This is a genomic window from Burkholderia sp. BCC1972, assembly GCF_905339605.1.
Lineage (GTDB): Bacteria > Pseudomonadota > Gammaproteobacteria > Burkholderiales > Burkholderiaceae > Burkholderia.
The window spans coordinates 33,602-54,884 of the sequence record NZ_CAJPGH010000032.1 but is presented as its reverse complement, the minus strand read 5'-3'; the positions used below and the strand labels follow the sequence as shown (position 1 = coordinate 54,884).

16 protein-coding genes and 1 riboswitch are annotated in these 21,283 nt (G+C 69.7%); of the genes, 8 read left to right on the top strand and 8 right to left on the bottom strand.

All coding sequences use genetic code 11. From position 1 onward, the window contains the following. The first annotated feature begins 42 nt into the window (after positions 1–42). From recC to arfB, 4 genes are read left to right on the top strand one after another with little or no spacing between them, the layout of a single operon-like run. On the top strand, positions 43–3,381 hold the full coding sequence (recC, locus tag U5798_RS32110; RefSeq protein WP_322084343.1) for an exodeoxyribonuclease V subunit gamma: 3,339 nt from the start codon (positions 43–45) through the stop codon (positions 3,379–3,381). Beyond that, positions 3,378–7,082: an exodeoxyribonuclease V subunit beta gene (recB, locus tag U5798_RS32105; protein WP_322084342.1), complete on the top strand. Its 3,705-nt coding sequence runs from the start codon at positions 3,378–3,380 to the stop codon at positions 7,080–7,082. Before recC ends, recB begins: the two co-directional genes overlap by 4 nt. After that, positions 7,079–9,373 (top strand): AAA family ATPase, encoded by a 2,295-nt coding sequence (locus U5798_RS32100; protein WP_322084341.1) that lies wholly within the window; start codon positions 7,079–7,081, stop codon positions 9,371–9,373. Before recB ends, U5798_RS32100 begins: the two co-directional genes overlap by 4 nt. Further along, positions 9,370–9,774, top strand: a complete 405-nt coding sequence (arfB, locus tag U5798_RS32095; protein ID WP_124454076.1) for an alternative ribosome rescue aminoacyl-tRNA hydrolase ArfB — start codon at positions 9,370–9,372, stop codon at positions 9,772–9,774. The genes U5798_RS32100 and arfB overlap by 4 nt, the downstream gene beginning before the upstream one ends. A gap of 51 nt (positions 9,775–9,825) precedes the next feature. On the opposite strand, the gene U5798_RS32090 is transcribed toward arfB, so the two are convergent. From U5798_RS32090 to thiC, 5 genes are all read right to left on the bottom strand, one after another. After that, positions 9,826–11,106 carry an EAL domain-containing protein gene (locus U5798_RS32090; protein WP_124454074.1) on the bottom strand — a complete coding sequence of 427 codons (1,281 nt, stop codon included), beginning with the start codon at positions 11,104–11,106 and terminating at the stop codon, positions 9,826–9,828. Positions 11,107–11,316: 210 nt separating this feature from the next. Continuing rightward, a complete protein-coding gene (locus U5798_RS32085) occupies positions 11,317–12,243 on the bottom strand; it encodes a DMT family transporter (protein ID WP_322084340.1) in 927 nt (308 codons plus the stop codon). Positions 12,244–12,385: 142 nt separating this feature from the next. Continuing rightward, positions 12,386–12,637: a hypothetical protein gene (locus tag U5798_RS32080; RefSeq protein WP_322084339.1), complete on the bottom strand. Its 252-nt coding sequence runs from the start codon at positions 12,635–12,637 to the stop codon at positions 12,386–12,388. A gap of 194 nt (positions 12,638–12,831) precedes the next feature. Then, on the bottom strand, positions 12,832–13,044 hold the full coding sequence (locus U5798_RS32075) for a glycine zipper 2TM domain-containing protein (RefSeq protein WP_124454068.1): 213 nt from the start codon (positions 13,042–13,044) through the stop codon (positions 12,832–12,834). A gap of 232 nt (positions 13,045–13,276) precedes the next feature. Beyond that, entirely contained in the window at positions 13,277–15,208 is a 1,932-nt protein-coding gene (gene thiC / locus U5798_RS32070) for a phosphomethylpyrimidine synthase ThiC (RefSeq protein ID WP_322084338.1), read from the bottom strand. Positions 15,209–15,332: 124 nt separating this feature from the next. After that, a riboswitch (TPP riboswitch) is annotated at positions 15,333–15,449 on the bottom strand. 270 nt (positions 15,450–15,719) lie between these two features. On the opposite strand from thiC, the gene U5798_RS32065 reads away from it, so the two are divergent. From U5798_RS32065 to U5798_RS32055, 3 genes are all read left to right on the top strand, one after another. Beyond that, on the top strand, positions 15,720–15,992 hold the full coding sequence (locus U5798_RS32065; protein WP_124454064.1) for a pentapeptide MXKDX repeat protein: 273 nt from the start codon (positions 15,720–15,722) through the stop codon (positions 15,990–15,992). A gap of 74 nt (positions 15,993–16,066) precedes the next feature. After that, entirely contained in the window at positions 16,067–16,699 is a 633-nt protein-coding gene (locus U5798_RS32060; protein WP_124454062.1) for a cytochrome b/b6 domain-containing protein, read from the top strand. Positions 16,700–16,728: 29 nt separating this feature from the next. After that, complete coding sequence (locus tag U5798_RS32055) at positions 16,729–17,517, top strand: molybdopterin-dependent oxidoreductase (protein ID WP_322084337.1); 789 nt, start codon at positions 16,729–16,731, stop codon at positions 17,515–17,517. Between the two features lie 25 nt (positions 17,518–17,542). On the opposite strand, the gene U5798_RS32050 is transcribed toward U5798_RS32055, so the two are convergent. Then, positions 17,543–17,827 (bottom strand): helix-turn-helix domain-containing protein, encoded by a 285-nt coding sequence (locus U5798_RS32050; protein ID WP_322084336.1) that lies wholly within the window; start codon positions 17,825–17,827, stop codon positions 17,543–17,545. After that, positions 17,824–18,177, bottom strand: coding sequence for a type II toxin-antitoxin system RelE/ParE family toxin (locus U5798_RS32045; protein WP_322084335.1), 354 nt, complete (start codon positions 18,175–18,177; stop codon positions 17,824–17,826). Before U5798_RS32045 ends, U5798_RS32050 begins: the two co-directional genes overlap by 4 nt. A gap of 516 nt (positions 18,178–18,693) precedes the next feature. Between U5798_RS32045 and U5798_RS32040 the strand changes: the two genes are divergently transcribed. After that, positions 18,694–19,881: an EamA family transporter gene (locus U5798_RS32040; RefSeq protein WP_322084334.1), complete on the top strand. Its 1,188-nt coding sequence runs from the start codon at positions 18,694–18,696 to the stop codon at positions 19,879–19,881. Between the two features lie 21 nt (positions 19,882–19,902). Here the strand turns inward: U5798_RS32040 and U5798_RS32035 are convergent, their stop codons facing one another. Then, entirely contained in the window at positions 19,903–21,102 is a 1,200-nt protein-coding gene (locus tag U5798_RS32035) for an MFS transporter (RefSeq protein WP_322084333.1), read from the bottom strand. Positions 21,103–21,283 lie beyond the last annotated feature (181 nt).

Genomic DNA, 21,283 nt, shown 5'->3' with positions numbered 1-21,283 from the left:
GTTCGCCCGGTCCGGCCGGTGCGAGGTTCCGACGCCTGCTTCATGCTCCATCTCTTCTATTCGAATCGTCACGAAACGCTGGCCGACGCGCTGCTCGAGGATCTGGCCGCGTTCCCGGCCCGCAACGGCCCGTGGGCGCCGCAACAGGTCATCGTGCCGAGCGCGGCGCTGCGCCGTCGCCTCGAGCTCGACATCGCCGCGCGCAACGGCGTGTGCGCGAACGTCGAGTTCACGTATCTCGCGCAATGGCTGTGGGCGCAGATCGGCCGCGTGATGGAGGTCCCCAAGCGTTCGCCGTTCGCGCCCGACCGCCTCGTGTGGCGCTGCTACCGGCTGTTCGCGCAGGCGGCCGGCGGCGCGCCGTGGCTCGCGTCGCCGCGGCTGGCCGCGTATCTGTCCGCATCCGACGATGCGATGCGCTACGAGCTCGCGCACCGCGTCGCGGCCGTGCTCGATCATTACCTGACCTATCGTCCCGAATGGCTGGCCGCGTGGCAGGCCGGCGAATCCGTGCTCGCGGGCGACGCCGCGCCGCGCGGGATCAGCGACGCCGCGCGCGACGACGAGCGCTGGCAGGCCGCGCTGTGGCGCGCGCTGCTCGCCGAGCTGAGCGACAGCGGTACGCCGCCCGCGCACCGCTTCCTCGTCGAGGCGCGCCATCTCGACGCTGAAACGATCGCACGTGCGGACTGGCCGGAATCGGTCAGCGTGTTCGCGCTGCCGACGATGCCGCCGCTGCACGTCGCGCTGCTGCGCGAGCTGTCGCGCTGGATCGACGTGCGCGTCTATGCGCTGAATCCGTGCCGCGAATTCTGGTTCGACATCGTCACGGCCGCGCATGCCGAGGCGCTCGACGCGGCCGGGCGCCTCGACTACCAGGAAGTCGGGCATCCGTTGCTCGCCGAGTGGGGCAGGCAGACGCAGGCGCAGCTGCACATGCTGCACGAACTGACTGAAAGCGCCGCGTCGGGCGATGCATCGCGCTTCGTCGAGAATCCCGGGTCCACGTGGCTTGCACGCGTGCAGAACGCGATCCTCGAACTGGAGCCGGAGGCCGAAACCGGCGGCACGCCGGCCGAGCGCGGCATCGAGGTGCACGTGTGCCACAGTCTCGCGCGCCAGCTGGAGGTGCTGCACGACCGCCTGCTCGCGTGGTTCGACGCCGACGCGAGCCTGCAGCCGTCCGACGTGGTGGTCGCGGTGGCCGACCTTGCGGCGGCCGGGCCGCTGATCGATGCCGTGTTCGGCACGGCCGGTGCCGGCGGCGCGCGCGTGCCTTACCGGATCACCGGCCTGCCGCCGTCGCAGGCAAACCCGGTCGCCCGCGTGCTGCTCGACTGGCTCGCATTGCCGGAACGGCAGGTCGGCGCGCCGGAGCTGGTCGAGTGGCTGCGCGTCGACGCGGTGGCCGCGCGCTACGACATCGACGCGGCCGCGCTCGAGACGGTGCAGACCTGGCTCGCGGCCGCCGGCGCGCGGCGCGGACTGTCGCCGCTCGCAAGCGACGACGCGGCCGTGCCCGCGCCGCGCCACACGTTCTCCGATGCGCTCGCGCGGCTCTTTCTCGGCTATGCGATGCCGGAAGGCGCGGCGCCGATCGGCGCGTGGCTGCCGATCGAGGCGGCCACGGGCAGCGAGGCCGAACTGCTCGGCCGGCTTGCACGCTTTACCGACGATCTCGACGGCTTTGCGCGTCGCCTGGCCGAATCGCACACGCCGGGCGGCTGGAGCGAACTGTTCGCCGACACGCTCGCGCGCTTCTTCGATTCGGGCGCCGCGCATGCGGATGCGCTGGCCGGCGTGCGCGACGCGCTCGATGCGATGCTGGCCGCGATGACGGAGGGGGCGCCCGACGAAGCGTTGCCGGCTGCCGTCGTCCGCGCGGGGCTGGCCGCGGCGCTCGACGATCCGGCGCGCGGCGGCGTGCCATGGGGCGGTGTCACGTTCTCGTCGCTGACGAGCCTGCGCGGGCTGCCGTATCGCGTCGTCTGCCTGCTCGGGATGGACGACGGCGTGCTGCCGAGCCTTGCGCGCGCGGACGAGTTCGACCTGATGGCCGTGTTGCCGAAGCTCGGCGACCGGCAGCGCCGCGACGACGAGCGCAACCTGTTTCTCGACCTGCTGCTCGCCGCACGCGACCGGCTGCTGATCGCCTATACGGGGCGCAGCATTCGCGACAACGCGCCGTTGCCGCCGGCCGCACTCGTCGACGAATTGCTCGATCATCTGGCGATCGTCACGGCCGGCCCCGACGCTGCCCCCGACGAGGTCGATGCCGCGCGGCGCGCGTTCATCGTCGAGCATCCGCTGCAACCGTTCGCGGCCGCGTATTTCCAGCCGGGCAGCGCACTCGTGTCCTATGACGCCGAGCGGGCGACGCTTGCGTCGCTGCTCGCCGCCGAGGCGTCGCGTGACGGCCCGCGCGAGTTGCCGTTCTTCGCGCAACCGCTGCCGGCCGAACCGGTCGAGCCCGTCGCGTTCAGCGAATTCGAGCGCTTCTGGCGTCATCCGGCGCGCGCGTTGCTGCGCGGCCGGCTCGGCATCGTGCTTGCCGACGCGCAGGCCGAACTGCTCGATACTGAGCCGTTCTCGCTCGACTTCGCCGGCAGCGATGCGCTCGCCGAGCGCGTGTTGCCGCTGTTGATCGAATCGGACGAGGGCGGCGTGCACGATCATGCGTTGCGCATTGCCGACGCGAGCCCCGAACTGCCGGGCGGTGCGACGGGCGCGGTGTGGCGCGACCAGGCGCTCGGCTCGATGACGCAGCTTGCGTCGAGCGTACGCCGCGCGCTGGCCGACGGCATCGAGCGGCGGCCGTACTCGCTCACGGTCGTACCGGCGTGGCCCGATACCGAGCAGGCGTTGTTCGGCACCGACGACGCGATGCTGTCGGCCGATGCGGTAAGCGCACCGCTCGAACTGCACGGCACGCTGAACCGGTTGACGCCGGCCGGCCAGATCATCTATCGCTATGCACGGCCGAGTGCGCGCGACTATCTGTCCGCGTGGCTCGCGCATCTCGTCTATTGCGCGGTCGAGCCCGACGGCCCGCGCCGAACGCTGTGGTTCGGCAGCGGCGGTGCGTTCGAACTGACGCCCGTCGCGGCGCCGCTGGAGCGGCTTGCGCCGCTTGCCGCGCTGTTTCGTGCGGGGCGGCGCATGCCGCTGCGGTTCTTTCCGCGCAGCGCGTGGGCGAGGGTGTCCGACGGCGACGCCAAGGCCGCGAGTGTCTGGATCAACGAGCGCGTCGTGAGCGAAGCCGACGATCCGGCCATCGCGATCGCGTGGCGCGGTGCGCACCCGTCGCTCGACGAGCCGTTCGGCACGCTCGCGCGGCTCGTGTTCGAACCGCTCGTCGAGCATCTGAAGGAGGTCGCATGAGCGCCGTGTCGCAGCCGCAGCAGGCGCTCGAACTCGACGTGTTCGCGTGTCCGCTCGACGGCGTCAACCAGATCGAGGCGTCGGCCGGCACCGGCAAGACCTGGAACATCTGCGCGCTGTATGTACGCCTGCTGCTCGAGAAGGATCTCGGCGCGGACGAAATTCTCGTCGTGACCTTCACGAAGGCGGCGACGGCCGAGCTGCACGAGCGGATTCGCAGCCGGCTCGCGCAGCTTGCGCATGCACTCGACACGGGTGACGACGGCGGCGATCCGTTCATCGCACGCCTGCTCGACACCACGCTCGGCGCTGCCGGTGCGCTCGATCCCGAGACGGCCGCGAAGCGGATCCGGCGTGCGCTGCGTGCGTTCGACCAGGCCGCGATCCATACGATCCATGCGTTCTGCCAGCGTGCGCTGCAGGAAGCGCCGTTCGCGGCCGCGATGCCGTTCGCGTTCGACATGGAGGCCGACGATGCATCGCTGCGCTTCGAGCTCGCGGCGGATTTCTGGCGCACGCGCGTCGAGCCGACGGCCGCACGCTGGCCGGGTTTCGCGACCTGGCTCGTCGAATCGGGCGCCGGCCCGGCCGCGCTCGATGCGCAGCTCGCGCGCCGGCTGAAGAAACCGCTCGCCGCGCTGCGCTGGGACGGCGTGACTGAGCCGGACGAGTCGGCCGAGGCCGCCGCGGCCGAATGCTTCGCCGAGGCGGCGCGGCTGTGGGCGGCCGAGCGCGATGCAATCGATGCGTTGCTGCGCACCGCGCAGCCCGCGCTCAACCAGCGCTCGCACAAGCCCGATGCGCTCGCCGATGCGCTGGCCGCATGGGCCGCGCATTTCGCACAGGGCGATGCGACGGCCGCGCTGCCGAAAGCGGCCTTGAAGCTCACGCAATCCGCGCTGGTGAAAGCGACGAAAAAAGGCGGCGCGACGCCCGAGCACGCGTTCTTCGATGTCGCCGACGCGCTCGAAGCCGCGGTGGCCGCCGCCGAGGCCGCGCAGCGCGCGCGCTGGCTCGCGCTGATCGCCGACTGGCTCGACGTGGCGCCGGGCGAGCTGGCCGAGCGCAAGCGCACGCGGCGCGTTGTGTCGTTCGACGACTTGCTCGCGAACCTGTACCACGCGCTGCATGCGCATCCGTGGCTCGCCGAGACGCTGCGCGCGCGCTATCCGGCAGCATTGATCGACGAGTTCCAGGACACCGACCCGCTGCAGTTCGCGATCTTCGACCGGATCTTCGCGCCGGGCGGCCCGCTGTTCCTCGTCGGCGATCCGAAGCAGGCGATCTACAGCTTCCGCGCGGCCGACCTGCATACCTATCTCGCGGCGCGCGCGCGGGCGAGCGCGTGCTACACGCTCGCGGTCAACCAGCGCTCGACGCCCGCGATCGTCGAGGCGTGCAACCGGTTCTTCATGTCGAATCCGCGTGCCTTCGTGCTCGACGGGCTCGACTATTACGCGGTGCGCGCCGGCACGCGCGTGCGCGCGCCGTTCGTCGACGAAACCGATCCGGGCCCGGCCGGTGACTTCCGGGTCTGGGCGTTGCCGGGCGGCGAAGGCACGTTGCTCAAGCGCGATGCACAGGCACAGGCCGCGCAGGCCTGCGCCGCCGAGATCGCGCGGCTGATGCGCGGCGCGCGCGAAGGGCATGTGCGGCTCGGCGAGTCGCCGCTGTCGCCGGGCGACATCGCGGTGCTCGTGCAGACGCACCGGCAGGGCAGTCTCGTAAAGCGCGTGCTCGCCACGTGGGGCATCGGCAGCGTCGAGCTGGCGCAGGCGTCGGTGTTCTCGACCGGCGACGCCGAGCAGCTCGAGCGCGTGCTGGCGGCGATCGATGCGCCGGGCGACCTGCGGCGCCTGCGCGCGGCGCTCGCGTCCGACTGGTTCGGCCTCGATGCCGGCGCGCTGTGGCGGATGGAGCAGGGCGACGGCGACGCACGAAGCGAAGCATCCGACGGCACCGACGCGATGAGCTGGGTCGAGCGCTTCTCGCGATATCGGCTGCTGTGGCGCGAGCGTGGTTTTGCGGTGATGTGGCGCACGTTCACGCGCGAGCTGCGGATCGCCGAGCGCCTGATGGCCGGTGCGGACGGCGAGCGCCGCGTGACCGACATCAACCATCTGGCCGAGCTGACGCAGGCGCGCGCGTCCGCGCAGCCGGGCATCGCGCCCACGCTGCGCTGGCTCGCCGCGCAACGGCTCGACGGCGGCGGCGAGGAAGCGCAGTTGCGGCTCGAATCCGATCGCAACCTCGTGCAGATCGTGACCGTGCACAAGTCGAAGGGGCTGGAATACGCAATCGTGTTCTGTCCGTTCCTGAACGACGGCGGATTGCGCGAACCGCCTTCGTCCGCGCTGCCCGATGCGCGCGAGTATCACGACGAGGCGGGCGACGCCGTGCTGCATTACGGATGCGACGACGAGGCGGCCGCGCACGCGGCGCGGCAGGCGTTGCGCGAGCAGGCCGCGGAACGCGCGCGGCTCGTCTACGTGGCGCTCACGCGCGCGGTCTACCGTTGCTATGTCGTGGCCGGCCCGTACCTGTCGTCGCGCTCGACGCGTGAAGCGCGGCGCAGCGTGCTCAACTGGCTCGTCGCCGGCGCCGGCCAGTCGTTCGATGCGTGGCTCGACGAACCGCCCGACGAAGCGGCGCTCGAAACGGCGTGGCAGGCGCTCGCGGGCGGCCCCGTGAGCGTCGCGCCGCTGCCGGCGCCTGCGCGCCGCGAGCGTCTCGCGGCCGGGCACGATGCGTCGCAGACGCTCGCGGCGCGTCATGCGACGCGCGTGCTGCGCGACGCGTGGCGGATGGCGAGCTTCAGCTCGCTGACCGCGTCGATGGCGCGCGAGGAAGCGGGCGTCGCGGCCGTCCCCGACGACGAGCTGCGGCCCGATCACGATGCGCTTGCCGAGGTGACGCCGGACGGCGAATGGATCTTCGCCGAGCCGGCCGCGGCCGAACCGCCGGACGACGACATCCTCGTGTTCCCGCGCGGCGCGGCAGCCGGCGAATGCCTGCACCGGCTGTTCGAGCTCAGCCGCTTCACCGAGCGCGAGTCGTGGCACAAGGCCGCGCTCGGTGCGCTGCACGACCGGCCGGTCGAGGCGGTGCCCGAGCTCGCCGCGCGGTTGCCGGCGATGATGGCGCAGCTGGTCGACGACGTCGTGCACACCGAGCTCGTGCCGGGCATGCGGCTCGCCGATCTCGATCCGGCGAAGCGGCTCGACGAAATGGGCTTCCTGTTCCCGGCGCCGTCGCTCGACCTGATGGCGCTGCGCCGCTTGCTGGTCGCACACGGCTATCCGGACGTTGCACTGGAGGCGGGCATGCTCGCCGGTTTCATCAAGGGTTTCATCGACATGATCGTCGAACACGACGGCCGCTTCTGGATCGTCGACTGGAAGTCGAACCATCTCGGCACGACGCCGGATGCCTACGGCCCGCGCGCGCTCGACGTCGCAATGGCCGATCACGCGTATCACCTGCAGGCGCTGCTCTACACGGTCGCGCTGCATCGCTACCTGCGCGCGCGGCTGCCCGACTACGACTACGACACGCACATCGCGGGCTACCTGTACCTGTTCGTGCGCGGCGTGCGGCCCGACTGGCGCAGCGGCGGCGAGCCGTCCGGCGTGCATGCGCGCCGGCCCACACGTGCGCTCGTCGATGCCCTCGACCGGATGATGGAAGGGGGGCGCGCATGAAAGCGTCGGACGACACGCTCGAATTTACCGGCGGCCTCGTCGCGCGGCTGCCCGAGCCGGCCGATTTCGGCATCGCGCTGGCGGAGGGCTTCGCGCGTCGCATCGGCGACCTCGCGCGGCGCGCCGGCGCACCGTCCGCAGCGGCGCGCTGGGCGGCACGCGCCGCGTTCGCGGCGAGCCGTGCGACGGCCGGCGGCCACGTCTGCGTCGCGCTCGGCGCGCTCGCGCAGCGCTACGAAGCACCGCTCGACGAGGTGCGCGCCGCGCTCGCCGCGAGCGTCGTCGTCGCGTTCGGCATGCTTGCGCGCGGCGACGAGCGGCCGCTGATCGTCGACCGGCACGATCACCTGTATCTGTCGCGCTATTTCGATTACGAACGGCGGCTCGCCGATGCGCTCGTCGCGCAGGCCGGTGTGGCCGTGCCGGACGAAGGCCTGTCGCCCGACCGGCTGCGCGACAACCTGGCGCGCTACTTCGGGCCGGCCACCGGCGAAGTCGACTGGCAGCGCGTGGCGGCGATCGTCGCATTGACCGGCCGCGTGACGATCGTCAGCGGCGGCCCCGGCACGGGCAAGACGACGACCGTCGTCGGCGTGCTGGCCTGTCTGCTCGACGCGCACCCGGGGCTGCGCATCGCGCTGGCCGCACCGACCGGCAAGGCCGCGCAGCGGATGCAGGAAGCGCTGCATGCGCGGGCCGGCGACCTGCCGCCCGAGCTGGCCGCACGCCTGCCCGACACGTCGTATACGCTGCATCGGCTGCTGGGCGGCGGCGGGGCGGCCGGCTTCCGCCATCATCGCGACAATCCGCTGCCGTACGACCTGATTGTCGTCGACGAGGCGTCGATGATCGACGTCGCGCTCGCCGCGCACCTGCTCGACGCGCTTGCGCCGGGCGCGCGGCTCGTGCTGCTCGGCGACAAGGACCAATTGGCCGCGGTCGAAGCGGGCGCCGTGTTCGCGGAACTGAGCGCGCGGCCTGCCTTTACGGCCGCGGCGCGCACGCGTATCGCACAGGCGCTCGGCATCGACGAGGCGGCGTTCGTCGCGGCGTTGCCGGTGCCGGACGAAGCGGCAGCCGCAGCGATTCCGGCTGCGAGTCCGGCTTCTGCTTCAGCCCCGGCCTCGGCATCGGTTTCCGTTGCACGCAAACCGGCGCTCCGATCGAAGGCCGATCCGCGACAGGCGTCGCTTTTCGACGACGAGCCGCAGGATGACGAAGTTTCGTCGGCCGGAATCGCGTCGGCGCTACCCGTTGCGCCGATGCCGGCCGATACCGGCACGGCGGGCGACACTACCGCATGGATCGAAGCCGACGAACTCGCGTGGCTCGATGCCGTCGAACTGCCGCCGTTCGACGCGGGCGACGCGGCGCTTGCGTCGGTGACGGCGGCTGCATCGGCATCGATATCGAGCGGAGCAACCGCCGCCGCGTCCGCCGTCGCCGCGCCGGCCCCGCTCGCGGACTGTGTCGTCTGGCTCGAGCGCAATTACCGTTTCGGTCTCGATTCGCCGATCGGGCGGCTGTCGCTCGCGATCCGCCGCGGCGACGTGCAGGCCGCGCTCGATGCGCTGCCCGCCGACGACGCGGCCGCCGCGTCGTTCGTCGACGATGCGGGCGATACGCTTGCCGCGTCGACGGTCGAGCGGCTCGCGCGTCGCTTCGGCGCGTACCTCGACGCGTTGCGCGACGCGCTGGCCGCGCCGGTGCCCGATCCGCTGCCGCTGTTCGACGCGCTCAACCGGTTCCGGATCCTGTGCGCGACCCGCAACGGCTCGCGCGGCGCGGAGCACGTCAATGCACTCGTGGCCGCCCATGTGCGGCACGCCGCGCGCGTGCCGCTCGCGGTCGGCGCGCACTGGTTCACCGGGCGGCCGATCATGGTGACGCGCAACGACTATGCGCTCGGGCTGTTCAACGGCGACATCGGCATCGCGTTACCCGATGCGCACGGTGTGCTGCGCGTGTGGTTCAGGCGCGCGGACGGCACCGCACGTGCGGTGTCGCCGGCTGCGCTGCCGCCGCACGAAACGGCGTTCGCGCTGACCGTCCACAAATCGCAGGGCTCGGAATTCGACGAAGCCGCGCTCGTGCTGCCGGCCGCGTTCAGCCGGGTGCTCACGCGCGAGCTGGTCTACACGGCCGTCACACGTGCCCGCACGCGGGTCCAGGTGATCGGGCCGAGGCGCGTACTGGCGCAGGCGGTCGCGACACGCACGCAGCGCGATTCGGGGCTCGCGGCGCGCGTCGACGAAGCGCTTGCACGACGTCGCACGGAGATTTCGCGATGATGATCCGCTATACGCTCGATCCGGCCGAGGTCGAATGGACGGCCGTGCGCGCGCAGGGCGCGGGCGGGCAGAACGTCAACAAGGTGTCGAGCGCGATTCACCTGCGTTTCGACATCCGTGCGTCGTCGCTGCCGCCGGTCATCAAGGAGCGGCTCCTCGCACTGTCCGACCAGCGCATCACGCGTGACGGCATCGTGGTGATCAAGTCGCAGGAATACCGCACGCAGGAGAAGAATCGCGAGGCCGCGCTGGCGCGGCTCGACACGCTGATCGGCAGCGTCGCGTTCACGCCGCGCGCACGCGTGGCGACGCGGCCGACGCGTGCGTCGAAGGAGCGGCGGCTCGAGCACAAGTCGCGCCGCAGCGTGGTGAAGTCCGGAAGAGGGAAGGTGACCGACTGACGCAGGAGCGGCCGGCGGCCCGCGCAGGCCGACGTCCGCGGCTCGCGCTCGCTAGCGCATCACCGTGCCCGCGCTGTCGAGCACGAAGTCGACGCAGAACACGACGAGCCGGCTCTGCGCGCGGATCGCGACGGCGGCCGTATAGCAGTCGCGGCCCTCCGTCAGCGAGAAGTGCGGGCCCATCAGCGCGACGCGCCCGGGCGCGGCGATCGCGCGCTGGAAATACGGGCGCCGCGACCAGTTGCTGTGGGTTTCGGGGAACAGCGGCGCGAGGCGGGTGGTGCCCGCCAGGCCGTCGTCGGTGCGGGCGCCGATCGACGGCAGGAACTGCTCGCCGGTCTCGTCGGTGACGAACACCCGGCGCGCGGTCGGTACCGCGAATACGCGTTGCGCGGCGTCCTGCAGGTCGCCGCTCGCGGAAAACGCGGCCGCACCGGTGAGCACGAGCCGTTCGATCGCGTCGAAGCCCGGCTGTTCGGCGACGACCGGCGTATGTCGCTGGCCGATGAAGCGCCGCCACGCGGCGTCGAGCATCGCGGGCGCGGCCGCGCTCGCGTGCGCGATCGACGCATCGGGCTGGCCGAACCGGAAACCCTGCACGAAATCGATATCGGCTTCCATCAGCGCCTGCAGCGCGTCGTCGCTTTCGACGCCTTCGGCCAGCACCATCGCGCCGGCCTGGTGCAGCATCGACACGAGGTGATGCATGATGCGGCGATCTTCGGCCGACCCGGTCGAGCGCTCGACGAGCGAACGGTCGAGCTTGACGATATCGGGCCGCGCGCGCCATACGCGGTCGAAATTCGAGAATCCGGTGCCGAAATCGTCGATCGCGATCAGGAAATCGCGATGCTGAATCATGTCGATCGTGCGGGCGAGCGCGGCTTCGTCGCGCGCCGGTTGCTCGACGACTTCCAGCACGATGCGGTTCGGCGGCAACGAGAAATGCCGGCACAGCGCCTCGACGAACTCGCGCTGCACGAGGCCCGTATCGAGCACGCGCGGCGTCACGTTCAGGAACAGCCAGCCGTCGCCGATGCCTTGCGCGACGAAGTTGGCCGTGTGCAGGCAGCGCGCGAGCCGGTCGAGTAGCAGCGCGTCGGCGTCGCCGCGCGTCCGGTCGAACAGCGCAGTGGGCGACACCAGCGCGCCGTTCGCGTCGACGACGCGCAGCAGCGCTTCGTAGCCGACGACGCGCTTGTGCGTGATCGACAGCACGGGCTGGAACACGCTGCGCAGCGTCGTGGTGCGATAGGTGGCGAGCCAGCCGCCGGGTGTCGGCGTGAGGCGTTCGAGCAGGGAGTCGAGCGACAGGTCGCGGGCGGGCTTCATGTCAACGGTGCCCGGGGGCGAGCGGCGGGGCGGGAGCGAGCCGCCACGCCGATGCAGTCGCATGCGCAGGCGGACGCGAAAGAACGTGGAGCATCGAGGCCGCCTTCTGCGGATAAGTGTTTCGAGTGTAACGGGATTGCAGCGTCGCGCGTATCAGGGTAACTCCAGACGCAAACGGTATACGCGCGTCCGCGGCCTGCGCGCGGCGCCTCAGGCCGCTTCTCCGCCGCGCGGCCGCAGGCCGGGAATCCGCTTGATCACGCCGGTCGCGAGCGCGGTGCCGACGAGCACGATCGCGCAGCCTTCGATCATGACGGCCGACACGTGTTCGCCGAGGAACAGTGCGCCCCACAGCAGCCCGAACACGGGAATCACGAACGTGACGGTAATTGCGCGGGCGGGGCCGACATGCGCGATCAGGTGGAAGAAGATGAAGTACGCGACGCCCGTGCATGCGATGCCGAGGGCGAGTACCGCGCCCCATGCGTGTGCACTGACCGGCGCGGCCGGCCAGGTGGCGATCGCGAACGGCAGCAGCAGGATGGACGAGCCGATCATGCTGCCGGCCGCGTTGACGAGCGGATCGACGCCGCCGAGCTTGCGCTTCGTGTAATTGGCCGCGATGCCGTACAGCAGCGTCGCGCCGAGCGCCGCGGCGGCAGCGAGCGCGGTCGCGCTGGCGCCCGTGTCGCCGTGCGCGTTCGCGATCTGGTTCCATACGAGCGTGAGCACGCCGGCAAAGCCGATCACGAGGCCGAGCGCGCGCGGCAGCGACAGCTTGTCCTTCAGCCACAGGTACGCGACGAGCGCCCCCCACAGCGGCGTCGTTGCATTGATCACCGACGTCAGGCCGGCCGACAGCGTCAGTTCGGCGAACGCGAACAGGCAGAACGGGATGCCCGAGTTCAGCGCGCCGACGACGAACAATGGCCACGCATGGCGGCGCAGCCGCGCGCCGAGGTCGGCGGGTTTGAAGCGCGTCAACGCGAAGCCCGTGAGAAACAGCGCGCCGATGCCCACGCGCAACGCCATCAGCGGCGCGACGCCTAGATCGATCACGCCGATCCGGATGAACAGGAATGACGCGCCCCACAGGGCAGCGAGCACGGTCAGCAGGAAGGCGTTCTTGGGCGACATCGATCGTGAGGGCGGGGACGGGATGCGATGAATCTTACACCGCGTTACCGCGCCGTCGTTTCACGATCCGATGAAATGACAAGAAGCGGGAAAGTCGCCGGTGGCAGGGGCCGGGCGGCCGTCCGTCGGCGGCCGCGTCCGGTCAGTGATGGTGGTGCCAGCCGCCGCGTCCGCCGAAGCCGAAATTGAGCGACAGCGCCGGTCCCCAATAACCTCCCCACGCGGGCGCATAGGCCGGCGCCGGGTAGTAGTAGGCGGGGGCCGGATCGACGTACACGGGTGCCGGCTGCACCGGCGCGGCCGTGTAATAGCCGCCAGGATAGTACCCGTACGGGTAGTAGCAGCCGGCGAGCGTCGTGCAGGCGAGCGCCGCTGCGACGAGGGTCCTGTTCATGATGTCTCTCCGGCGGAGCCGGCAATCGGCAGATGCTTAAGCTTAGGCCGCGCGCGGATGACACGGTGTGCGAAACGGTAACCGATCATTTCCGGGGCGCTGCCGGAGATATTGCGGTGCCGCATGCGAAAACGGCGCTTCCGCTTCGCGGAAACGCCGTCTGGACGAAGGTTGCGCCGGGTCCGGCCGGCCGCTTACTTGCCGACCTGGTTGCCGATGATGCCGCCGGCTGCCGCGCCGCCCAGCGTCGACAGCGCGTTGCCGCCGATCGCCGCGCCGGCGACGCCGCCGACACCCGCGCCGATTGCCGTGTCGCGCTGGCGCCGCGTCATCGAATCGCAGGCCGACAGGCTGGCCACCGTCGTGACGAGGAGCGCGCATACCCCAATACGCCGAATCGAAATCATGATCGTTGTCCTTGTGGTAGTGAACGGAGGACGCGCGACCGGCTGGCGGCCGCGCATGTCCCCAATCTACGCGCCGCTCCGCGGTGCTGCTGTAAGGACTTGTTAAGGCTCGCGCGGTTTCGTAATCAATTGTTTCCCGTGCGTCGGCAGGCACGCGACATGCGCAAAAAAGCCCGCTCGAAAGCGGGCTTCGTGCATCGCGAAGCGACCCGCGGCGGGTCGCTGTCTGCGCTTACTGACGGTGGTAGATCTCGGCGCCGGTCTTGACGAACTCGACCGCCTTCACTTCCATCCCTTTCTTCAGCGCTTCGGTTTCCGACACGCCCTGCTGCGCCGCGAACTCGCGCACGTCCTGCGTGATCTTCATCGAGCAGAAGTGCGGGCCGCACATCGAGCAGAAGTGCGCGACCTTCGCCGAATCCTTCGGCAGCGTCTCGTCGTGGAATTCGCGTGCCTTGTCCGGATCGAGACCGATGTTGAACTGGTCTTCCCAGCGGAATTCGAAGCGTGCCTTCGACAGCGCGTTGTCGCGCACCTGCGCACCGGGGTGACCCTTGGCGAGGTCGGCGGCGTGCGCGGCGAGCTTGTACGTGATGATGCCTTCCTTCACGTCGTCCTTGTTCGGCAGGCCGAGGTGTTCCTTCGGCGTCACGTAGCACAGCATCGCGGTGCCGAACCAGCCGATCATCGCCGCGCCGATGCCCGACGTGATGTGGTCGTAGCCCGGTGCGATGTCGGTGGTGAGCGGCCCGAGCGTGTAGAACGGCGCTTCCTTGCACCAGTCGAGCTGGAGATCCATGTTCTCCTTGATCAACTGCATCGGCACGTGGCCGGGGCCTTCGATCATCACCTGCACGTCGTGCTTCCACGCGATCTGCGTGAGCTCGCCGAGCGTCTTCAGTTCGCCGAGCTGCGCTTCGTCGTTCGCGTCGTAGATCGAGCCGGGACGCAGGCCGTCACCGAGCGAGAAGCTCACGTCGTACGCCTTCATGATCTCGCAGATCTCTTCGAAGTGTTCGTACAGGAAGCTTTCCTTGTGATGCGCGAGACACCACTTCGCCATGATCGAGCCGCCGCGCGACACGATGCCCGTCATCCGGTTCGCGGTGAGCGGCACGTACTGCAGGCGCACGCCCGCGTGGATCGTGAAGTAGTCGACGCCTTGCTCGGCCTGCTCGATCAGCGTGTCGCGGAAGATTTCCCAGGTCAGGTCCTCGGCCTTGCCGTTGACCTTCTCGAGTGCCTGGTAGATCGGCACCGTGCCGATCGGCACCGGGCTGTTGCGGATGATCCACTCGCGCGTTTCATGGATGTGCTTGCCGGTCGACAGGTCCATCACCGTGTCGCCGCCCCAGCGGATCGCCCACGTCATCTTGTCGACTTCCTCGCCGATCGACGACGTGACGGCCGAGTTGCCGATGTTCGCGTTGATCTTCACGAGGAAGTTGCGGCCGATGATCATCGGCTCGGATTCCGGGTGGTTGATGTTCGCGGGAATGATCGCGCGGCCGCGGGCGATTTCGTCGCGCACGAATTCCGGCGTGATCTCGGCCAGCGCATTCGCGCCGAAGGCGGCTGCGCCGAACGCCTGGCCCGGGTGCTGGCGGCCCATCATCGCGGCGAGCTTCGCGCCGTTCGGGCCGCTCGACTTCAGACTCTCGATGTACTCGGCGCGGCGCTGGTTCTCGCGGATCGCGATGTATTCCATTTCCGGCGTGATGATGCCCTGACGCGCGTAGTGCATCTGCGTGACGTTCTTGCCGGCCTGGGCGCGGCGCGGATTGCGGTGCAGGCCCGGGAAACGCAGGTCGGCCGTGGCTGGATCGGCCGCGCGCTCGAGGCCGTACCGGCTCGACAGGCCGGAGAGCACTTCGGTGTCGCCGCGCGCTTCGATCCAGCGCTGGCGCAGCGCGGGCAGGCCCGCACGGATGTCGATCTTCGCGTCCGGGTCGGTGTAGGGGCCCGACGTGTCGTATACGTAGATCGGCGGGTTCTTTTCGCCGCCGAAGCCGGTCGGCGTGTCGGCCTGCGTGATTTCGCGCATCGGCACGCGGATGTCGGGCTGCGAGCCGGTGACATAGACCTTGCGCGAATTCGGCAGCGGCGCGACAGCCGCGGCGTCGACGTGGGCGTCGGCGGACAGAAACTTCGGATTGGCGTTCATGCAATCTCCTGTGTGAGCGCCGGACAGGCGCTTCGGCGCTTGCCCGGAGCCCTTGACGAATGTGGGGCTCGAGCTAAGCAGGAGACGAGGCTTGGTGAGGCGGCGGATTTCGTCAGAAGGATGGCGGCGAAATCCGTACGCTTCCCTGCGCTGGCATTATCCAGATCAGGTTCAAAGGGTATTTCTCACCCGCAATGCCGGTAACTTGACCAAGCGCATTGCAGGACCCCCGCGTTAGCAAGGGCACACGATACACCGGCTTGGCGGCGGTTTCAACCGGGAACGGATCGGATGCCGCCGCGCAATCGCCGTGCCGCCGCCGGCGAACCGGCCAGGGTGCGGCGCAGCAAGCGCGGCCGCCGATCCGCGTCCCGGCCGAGCCGGAAAGCGCCGAGCGGTGCAGCATTCCGCCCTTTCATTTCAGGCGTCTAAAATTTTTTCTACATCGCTGTCATTTCCGGCGATGTGCTCCGTCTATTCGGCTCCTAAACCCATGTAGTGGAGAGATGTCATGAAAAACGTATTCCTGGTTGCCTGTGTCGCCGCACTTGCCACGATCGCAACGGGCGCGTATGCGCAGAACGATGCGATGTCGAAGGATGGCATGTCGATGTCGAAGGACGCGATGGGCCACGACGAGATGGCCAAGGACGGCGCGATGAAGAAGGACGGCATGAAGAAGCACGCGATGAAGAAGGACGCCATGAAAAAGGACGCGATGGGCCACGACGCGATGTCGAAGGGCGACGCGATGAAGAAGGACACCATGAGCCCGTCGAACTGATCGATGCGCGCGGGGCGCGGCCGGCCGGCTGCGGGCGCATCGCGTCCCGTCGCATCATTCCGGGAGTCTTCATCATGCAAACGGTTCCTGTCACGGATCGCGCGAGTACGACGCCGCCCGCGCCCACGATCCATCCGCCGTGGGTGCGCGTGAGCCACTGGCTCAACGCGCTCGCGGCGATCCTGATGGCGCTGTCCGGCTGGCGCATCTACGACGCGTCGCCGATCTATCCGTCGTTCACGTTCGCGCACGGCATCACGCTAGGCGGCTGGCTCGGCGGCGCGCTGCAATGGCATTTCGCGGCGATGTGGCTGCTGGTCGGCAACGGGCTGTTCTATCTCGCGATGTCGATCACGACGGGGCGCTTCGCGCGCAAGCTGTTGCCCGTCACGCCGGCGTCGGTGTGGCGCGACGTGCGCGCCGCGCTCGGCGGGCGGCTGGCGCACGACGACCTGAGCGTCTACAACGCGGTGCAGCGCGCCGCGTACCTGACCGCGATCGTCGATCTCGTCGTGCTCGTGCTGTCCGGGCTCACGATCTGGAAGTCGGTGCAGTTCCCGCTGCTGCGCGAACTGTTCGGCGGCTACGACAATGCGCGCGTCGTGCATTTCTGGGCGATGTCGCTGCTCGTCGCCTTCTTTGTCGTTCACGTCGCGATGGCGCTGCTGGTGCCGCGCTCGCTGCTCGCGATGCTGCGCGGTCGCTGACCGCCCCATCGCGGGCGAAGGAAATCATCATGTCGGAATCCGAAAAAAGCCGCGACGAGCCGCGCTGGACGCTCGACCGGAAGTCGCTCGAACTCGACGTGCGCCGCGAGCTCGAGATGCCGTCGCGGCGGCTCTTCAACCGGCGCGTGCTGACGCTCGGCGGCCTCGCGATGCTGACCGGCTGCACGTTGCAGGACGATGCGTCGGTCAACACGTTCCTCGAGAAAGTGTCGCGCATGAACGATCGCGTGCAGGCGTGGCTGTTCAACCCCGACCGGCTCGCGCCGACCTACACCGAAGCCGACATCACGCGCCCGTTCCCGTTCAACGCGTACTACGGGATCGACGAAGTGCGGCACGTCGACGAGTCGACCTATCGCCTCGTCCTGTCCGGCCGTGTGACGGGCAAGCGCGTGTGGACGCTCGACGAGCTTCGCGCGCTGCCGCACGCGGAGCAGATCACGCGACACATCTGCGTGGAAGGATGGAGTGCGATCGGCCGTTGGGGCGGCACGCCGTTCGGCGCGTTCCTCGCGCGTGCCGGCGCCGACACGCGCGCGAAATACGTCGGCTTCAAGTGCGCGGACGATTACTACGAAAGCATCGACATGCCCACCGCGCTGCATCCGCAGACGCTGCTCGCGCTCGAGTACGACGGTCGCCAGTTGCCGCCGGAGTACGGCTTCCCGATGAAGCTGCGGATGCCGACCAAGCTCGGCTACAAGAACCCGAAGCACATCATGGAAATCTTCGTGACCGATACGTTCCCGGGCGGCTACTGGGTCGATCAGGGGTACAACTGGTTCGGCGGGTCGTGAGCGGCGCGCGAGGCGCGCTCGTCCGTCACGCGGATTCGCGCACCTGCAGATCGACGCGCAGGCCGACGGCCGCAGCCATGTTCACGAGCGCGTCGAGCCCGAACAGGTTGATCTTGCCGCGCAGCAGATCGGACACGCGCGGCTGCGTGACGCCCAGCTGCTTCGCGGCCTGGGCCTGACTGAGTTCGAGCTGCGCGATGCGCTGCTTGAGCGCGATCATCAGTTCGGAGCGCAGCTTCATGTTCTCGGCTTCGGCCGGCCGGCCCTCGATTGCGTCCCAGACGCTCGTGTAGCGTTCGTTGGTCGTCACTTCTTCAACTCCATCGTCAAGGCGCGATAGCGCCGGGCGGCCAGGTCGATATCGGCCTGGTTCGTGCGCGCCGATTGCTTCCGGAAGCAATGCAGCACGTAGATCGCTTCGGCGAACGTCGCGACGTAGACGATCCGGAAAGCGCCGCTCGTATCGCGCACGCGGATTTCCCGCACGCCGGCGCCGATCGTGCGCATCGGTTTCCAGTCGTCGGGCGCGAGGCCGCGCTGTACCTGGTCGATCTGGTGGCCGGCTTCGCGCCGCGCGGGCAGCGGAAAGCCGCGGAGATCGCCCAGTGCGCTGCCGACGAACACGACGGGCTTCGGCGGAAGGATGGTGGAATTATACAAAATTTTGTATGGATGTGCGGGTTTCGAAAAGCGGCTCTGGACGGCAAGAGGCGGGCACGTCGCCCATCACGATAGGCGTGACGGGAAGCACCGGCGTGCATGACTGGCCGTTCGGCCGACGCCCGATCCGACGCCTGCGGGTGGCGATCGCGTGTGTGCGAAACCGGCGCCGGCAACGTGTGCGTCCTGCGCATCCGGCCCCGGATTTCACGCGCCCGCCGGCCGAATAATGTCGCGCCGAAACGTCAGTCGTTATCCTTTCAGACAGGTCTGACGATGCTTTCGAATCCTTGGTGCCATAATGCCGAGCGTGTGCAGCCGAAGTGGCTGCGCACGTTTTTTTTGTCCCGTTTTTTGCCCCATTGCCGCCGCTCGCCGGTTCTCTTTCGTCGCCGTTCGCACTGCCATGTCGTCCCGCACGTTCGCTCTGCCTTCCCGGTCCCGCCAGGACCGTTTGCCGGCATGGCCGGCGCCTTTCAGCGGAGCACGCGGCGTGACGTGCGGGCAGGCCGCACGATGACGCCGCTCGACCGCCTCCTCGATTTCTTCGCGCGCTTTTCGTTCCGGATCCGCCTGCCGCAAAGCCGCGGCGGCCGCGTCGCGCTGGCGCTCGTGTTCATCTATTTCGTATGGGGTTCGACCTACAGCGGCCTGCATTTCGCGCTGCAGTCGTTCCCGCCGCTGCTGCTGTCGGGGCTGCGCAACCTGCTCGGCGGGATCGGCCTGTTCATCTTCGCGCTGCGGCGCAAGCCCGAATGGCCGACGCTGCTGGAAATCCGCAACGCGGGGATCGTCGGCACGATGCTCGTCGCGCTGTCGTCGGGCACGATCGCGCTCGGGATCAGTTCGGTCAGCAGCGGCTCGGCCGCGGTGATGGTGGCCACGGTGCCGCTGTTCGCGACCGTCATCGCGGCGGTGGCCGGCCGGCCGGTGACGAAGGGCGAATGGGCGGCCGTCGCGCTGGGGATGGTCGGTATCGTCGTGCTGAATTCGGGCGGCGCGGCCGCCCAGAATTCGGCGCTCGGCACGATCTGCGTGCTGGCCGGCGCGCTGTTCTGGGCAGGCGGCGCGCACCTCGCGACGCGGCTCAAGCTGCCGTCCGACCTGTTTCTGTCGACGTCGCTGCAGATCGGCCTCGGCGGCCTGATCTCGACGCTCGTCGCCTGGCTGATCGGCGAACGCATCGAGCACGTGATGGCGGGGCCGGTGTTCGCGTTCCTGTACCTGATGGTGTTCTGCACGATGGCCGCGTATGTCGCGTACGGCTACCTGATCCGTCACACGAGCCCGATCATCGCGAGCAGCTGCATGTACGTGAACCCGATCGTCGCGGTCGCGCTCGGTGCGCTGCTGCTCGGCGAACCGGTGACGATGGCGACCGTGGTCGCGACCGTCGCGATCCTCGGCAGTGTGGGGCTGTCGTTCGTGTTCGATCCGGCCCGCCGGCCGGCGGCGCGCGCGGCTGCTGCCGGTCCGACGGCCGCGACGGCCGCGGCGGCCGAGCAGGTGTCGGCAGCGGACCCTGCGTCCGCCCCCGAGCAGATCGCGATTCCCGAAGCGGCGCCGATCCTCGCGCCGTCCGCCGTCCCGCTTGCGGTGCCGACGCCGGCGGCCGTGATGGATCCCGCCGCGGTGGTGGATCCGGCACCGGCGTTCGCGCCGCCGCCCGTCGACGAACCGGTCGCGCCGCGCGCCGACGCGTAACGCCGTCGTGGCCGGCCGCGCTCAGCCGTGCCGTCCGCCGCGAAGGTGGGACCCGCCCGCGAGCGCGGCAAACAGCAGCCCTGTCGCGCACATGCCGGTCCAGCCGAACACATGCCATGCGGCAACGCCGGCCGATGAGCCGAGCGCGCCGCCGATGAAGTAACACACCATGTACACCGTGTTCACGCGGCTGCGCGCGTCGGGCTTCAGCGCGTAGATGCGCGACTGGTTCGAGATCTGCGCGGCCTGTACGCCGACATCCAGCACGATCACGCCGATCACGAGCCCGACGAGGCTCGACGCCGACAGCGCGAAGATCACGAACGACAGTGCGAGCAGCGCGATCGCGACCGAGATGGTCGCGCGCGGGCCGCGCTTGTCCGCGGAGCGGCCCGCGTACGGTGCGGCGAGCGCGCCCGCTGCACCGACGATCCCGAACAGGCCGGCGGCCTGCGGGCCGAGATGGAACGGTGCGCCGGCGAGCAGCAGCGTCAGCACGGGCCAGAACGCGCTGAACGCCGCGAACAGCGCGGCGCCCGTCAGCGACGCCTCGCGCAGCCCGCGCAGTTCGACCGCCAGATGCCACATCGAGCCGAGCAGCCTGCCGTACGACAGCGTCGACGTCGGCGAACTGCGCGGCAGCCGCATCACGATCACGGCGGCGAGCGCGACGAGCGCCGCGACCGACGCGGCGAACACCGCGCGCCAGCCGAAATACTCGGCGACGAAGCCGGCGGCCGTGCGCGCCAGCAGGATGCCGAGCAACAGGCCGCTCATCACGGTGCCGACCGCCTGCCCGCGTTCGGCGGGCGGTGCGATTTCGGCGGCGAACGGCACGGCCTGCTGCGCGATGGTCGCGAGGATGCCGATCGCAAGGCTCGCGACGGCAAGCACGGCCAGCGACGGAGCGGTGGCCGCCACGATCAGCGCGACGGACAGGCCGGCGATCTGCATCAGGATCAGCCTGCGGCGATCGAACCGGTCGCCGAGCGGCGCGAGCAGGAACATGCCGGCGGCATAGCCGAGCTGCGTCGCGGTCGGCACGACGCCGATCCATGACGCGCCGTCCGGGAAGGCCGAGCGGAAGCTGTCGAGCAGCGGCTGGTTGTAGTAGATGTTCGCGACCGACACGCCCGCGATCGTCGCGAGCAGCAACAGCAGGCTGCGCGAGTAATGGGGCGAGGCGGCGTCGGTCGGACGGTCGGTGGAGGCGGTGGACATGGCGGCGCGGACGAAGTTGGGCGGCGTGGCAAGCGGCGCACGCGTCGGGTGCGCAGGCGGGCCGGGCGCCGGTCGAGGCTGCCGATCATACCGGAGCGTCGCGAATCCTGCCGGGCGCGCGGCGAACCGGCCGGCGGCCGTCATCGTGCGCGCCGCCAGCCATCAGCCACCAGCTATCCGC

Coding starts and splice junctions, on each gene's coding strand:
- recC (WP_322084343.1), top strand. CDS start 43: ATGCTCCATCTCTTCTATTCGAATCGTCACGAAACGCTGGCCGACGCG.
- recB (WP_322084342.1), top strand. CDS start 3,378: ATGAGCGCCGTGTCGCAGCCGCAGCAGGCGCTCGAACTCGACGTGTTC.
- U5798_RS32100 (WP_322084341.1), top strand. CDS start 7,079: ATGAAAGCGTCGGACGACACGCTCGAATTTACCGGCGGCCTCGTCGCG.
- arfB (WP_124454076.1), top strand. CDS start 9,370: ATGATGATCCGCTATACGCTCGATCCGGCCGAGGTCGAATGGACGGCC.
- U5798_RS32090 (WP_124454074.1), bottom strand. CDS start 11,106: ATGAAGCCCGCCCGCGACCTGTCGCTCGACTCCCTGCTCGAACGCCTC.
- U5798_RS32085 (WP_322084340.1), bottom strand. CDS start 12,243: ATGTCGCCCAAGAACGCCTTCCTGCTGACCGTGCTCGCTGCCCTGTGG.
- U5798_RS32080 (WP_322084339.1), bottom strand. CDS start 12,637: ATGAACAGGACCCTCGTCGCAGCGGCGCTCGCCTGCACGACGCTCGCC.
- U5798_RS32075 (WP_124454068.1), bottom strand. CDS start 13,044: ATGATTTCGATTCGGCGTATTGGGGTATGCGCGCTCCTCGTCACGACG.
- thiC (WP_322084338.1), bottom strand. CDS start 15,208: ATGAACGCCAATCCGAAGTTTCTGTCCGCCGACGCCCACGTCGACGCC.
- U5798_RS32065 (WP_124454064.1), top strand. CDS start 15,720: ATGAAAAACGTATTCCTGGTTGCCTGTGTCGCCGCACTTGCCACGATC.
- U5798_RS32060 (WP_124454062.1), top strand. CDS start 16,067: ATGCAAACGGTTCCTGTCACGGATCGCGCGAGTACGACGCCGCCCGCG.
- U5798_RS32055 (WP_322084337.1), top strand. CDS start 16,729: ATGTCGGAATCCGAAAAAAGCCGCGACGAGCCGCGCTGGACGCTCGAC.
- U5798_RS32040 (WP_322084334.1), top strand. CDS start 18,694: ATGACGCCGCTCGACCGCCTCCTCGATTTCTTCGCGCGCTTTTCGTTC.
- U5798_RS32035 (WP_322084333.1), bottom strand. CDS start 21,102: ATGTCCACCGCCTCCACCGACCGTCCGACCGACGCCGCCTCGCCCCAT.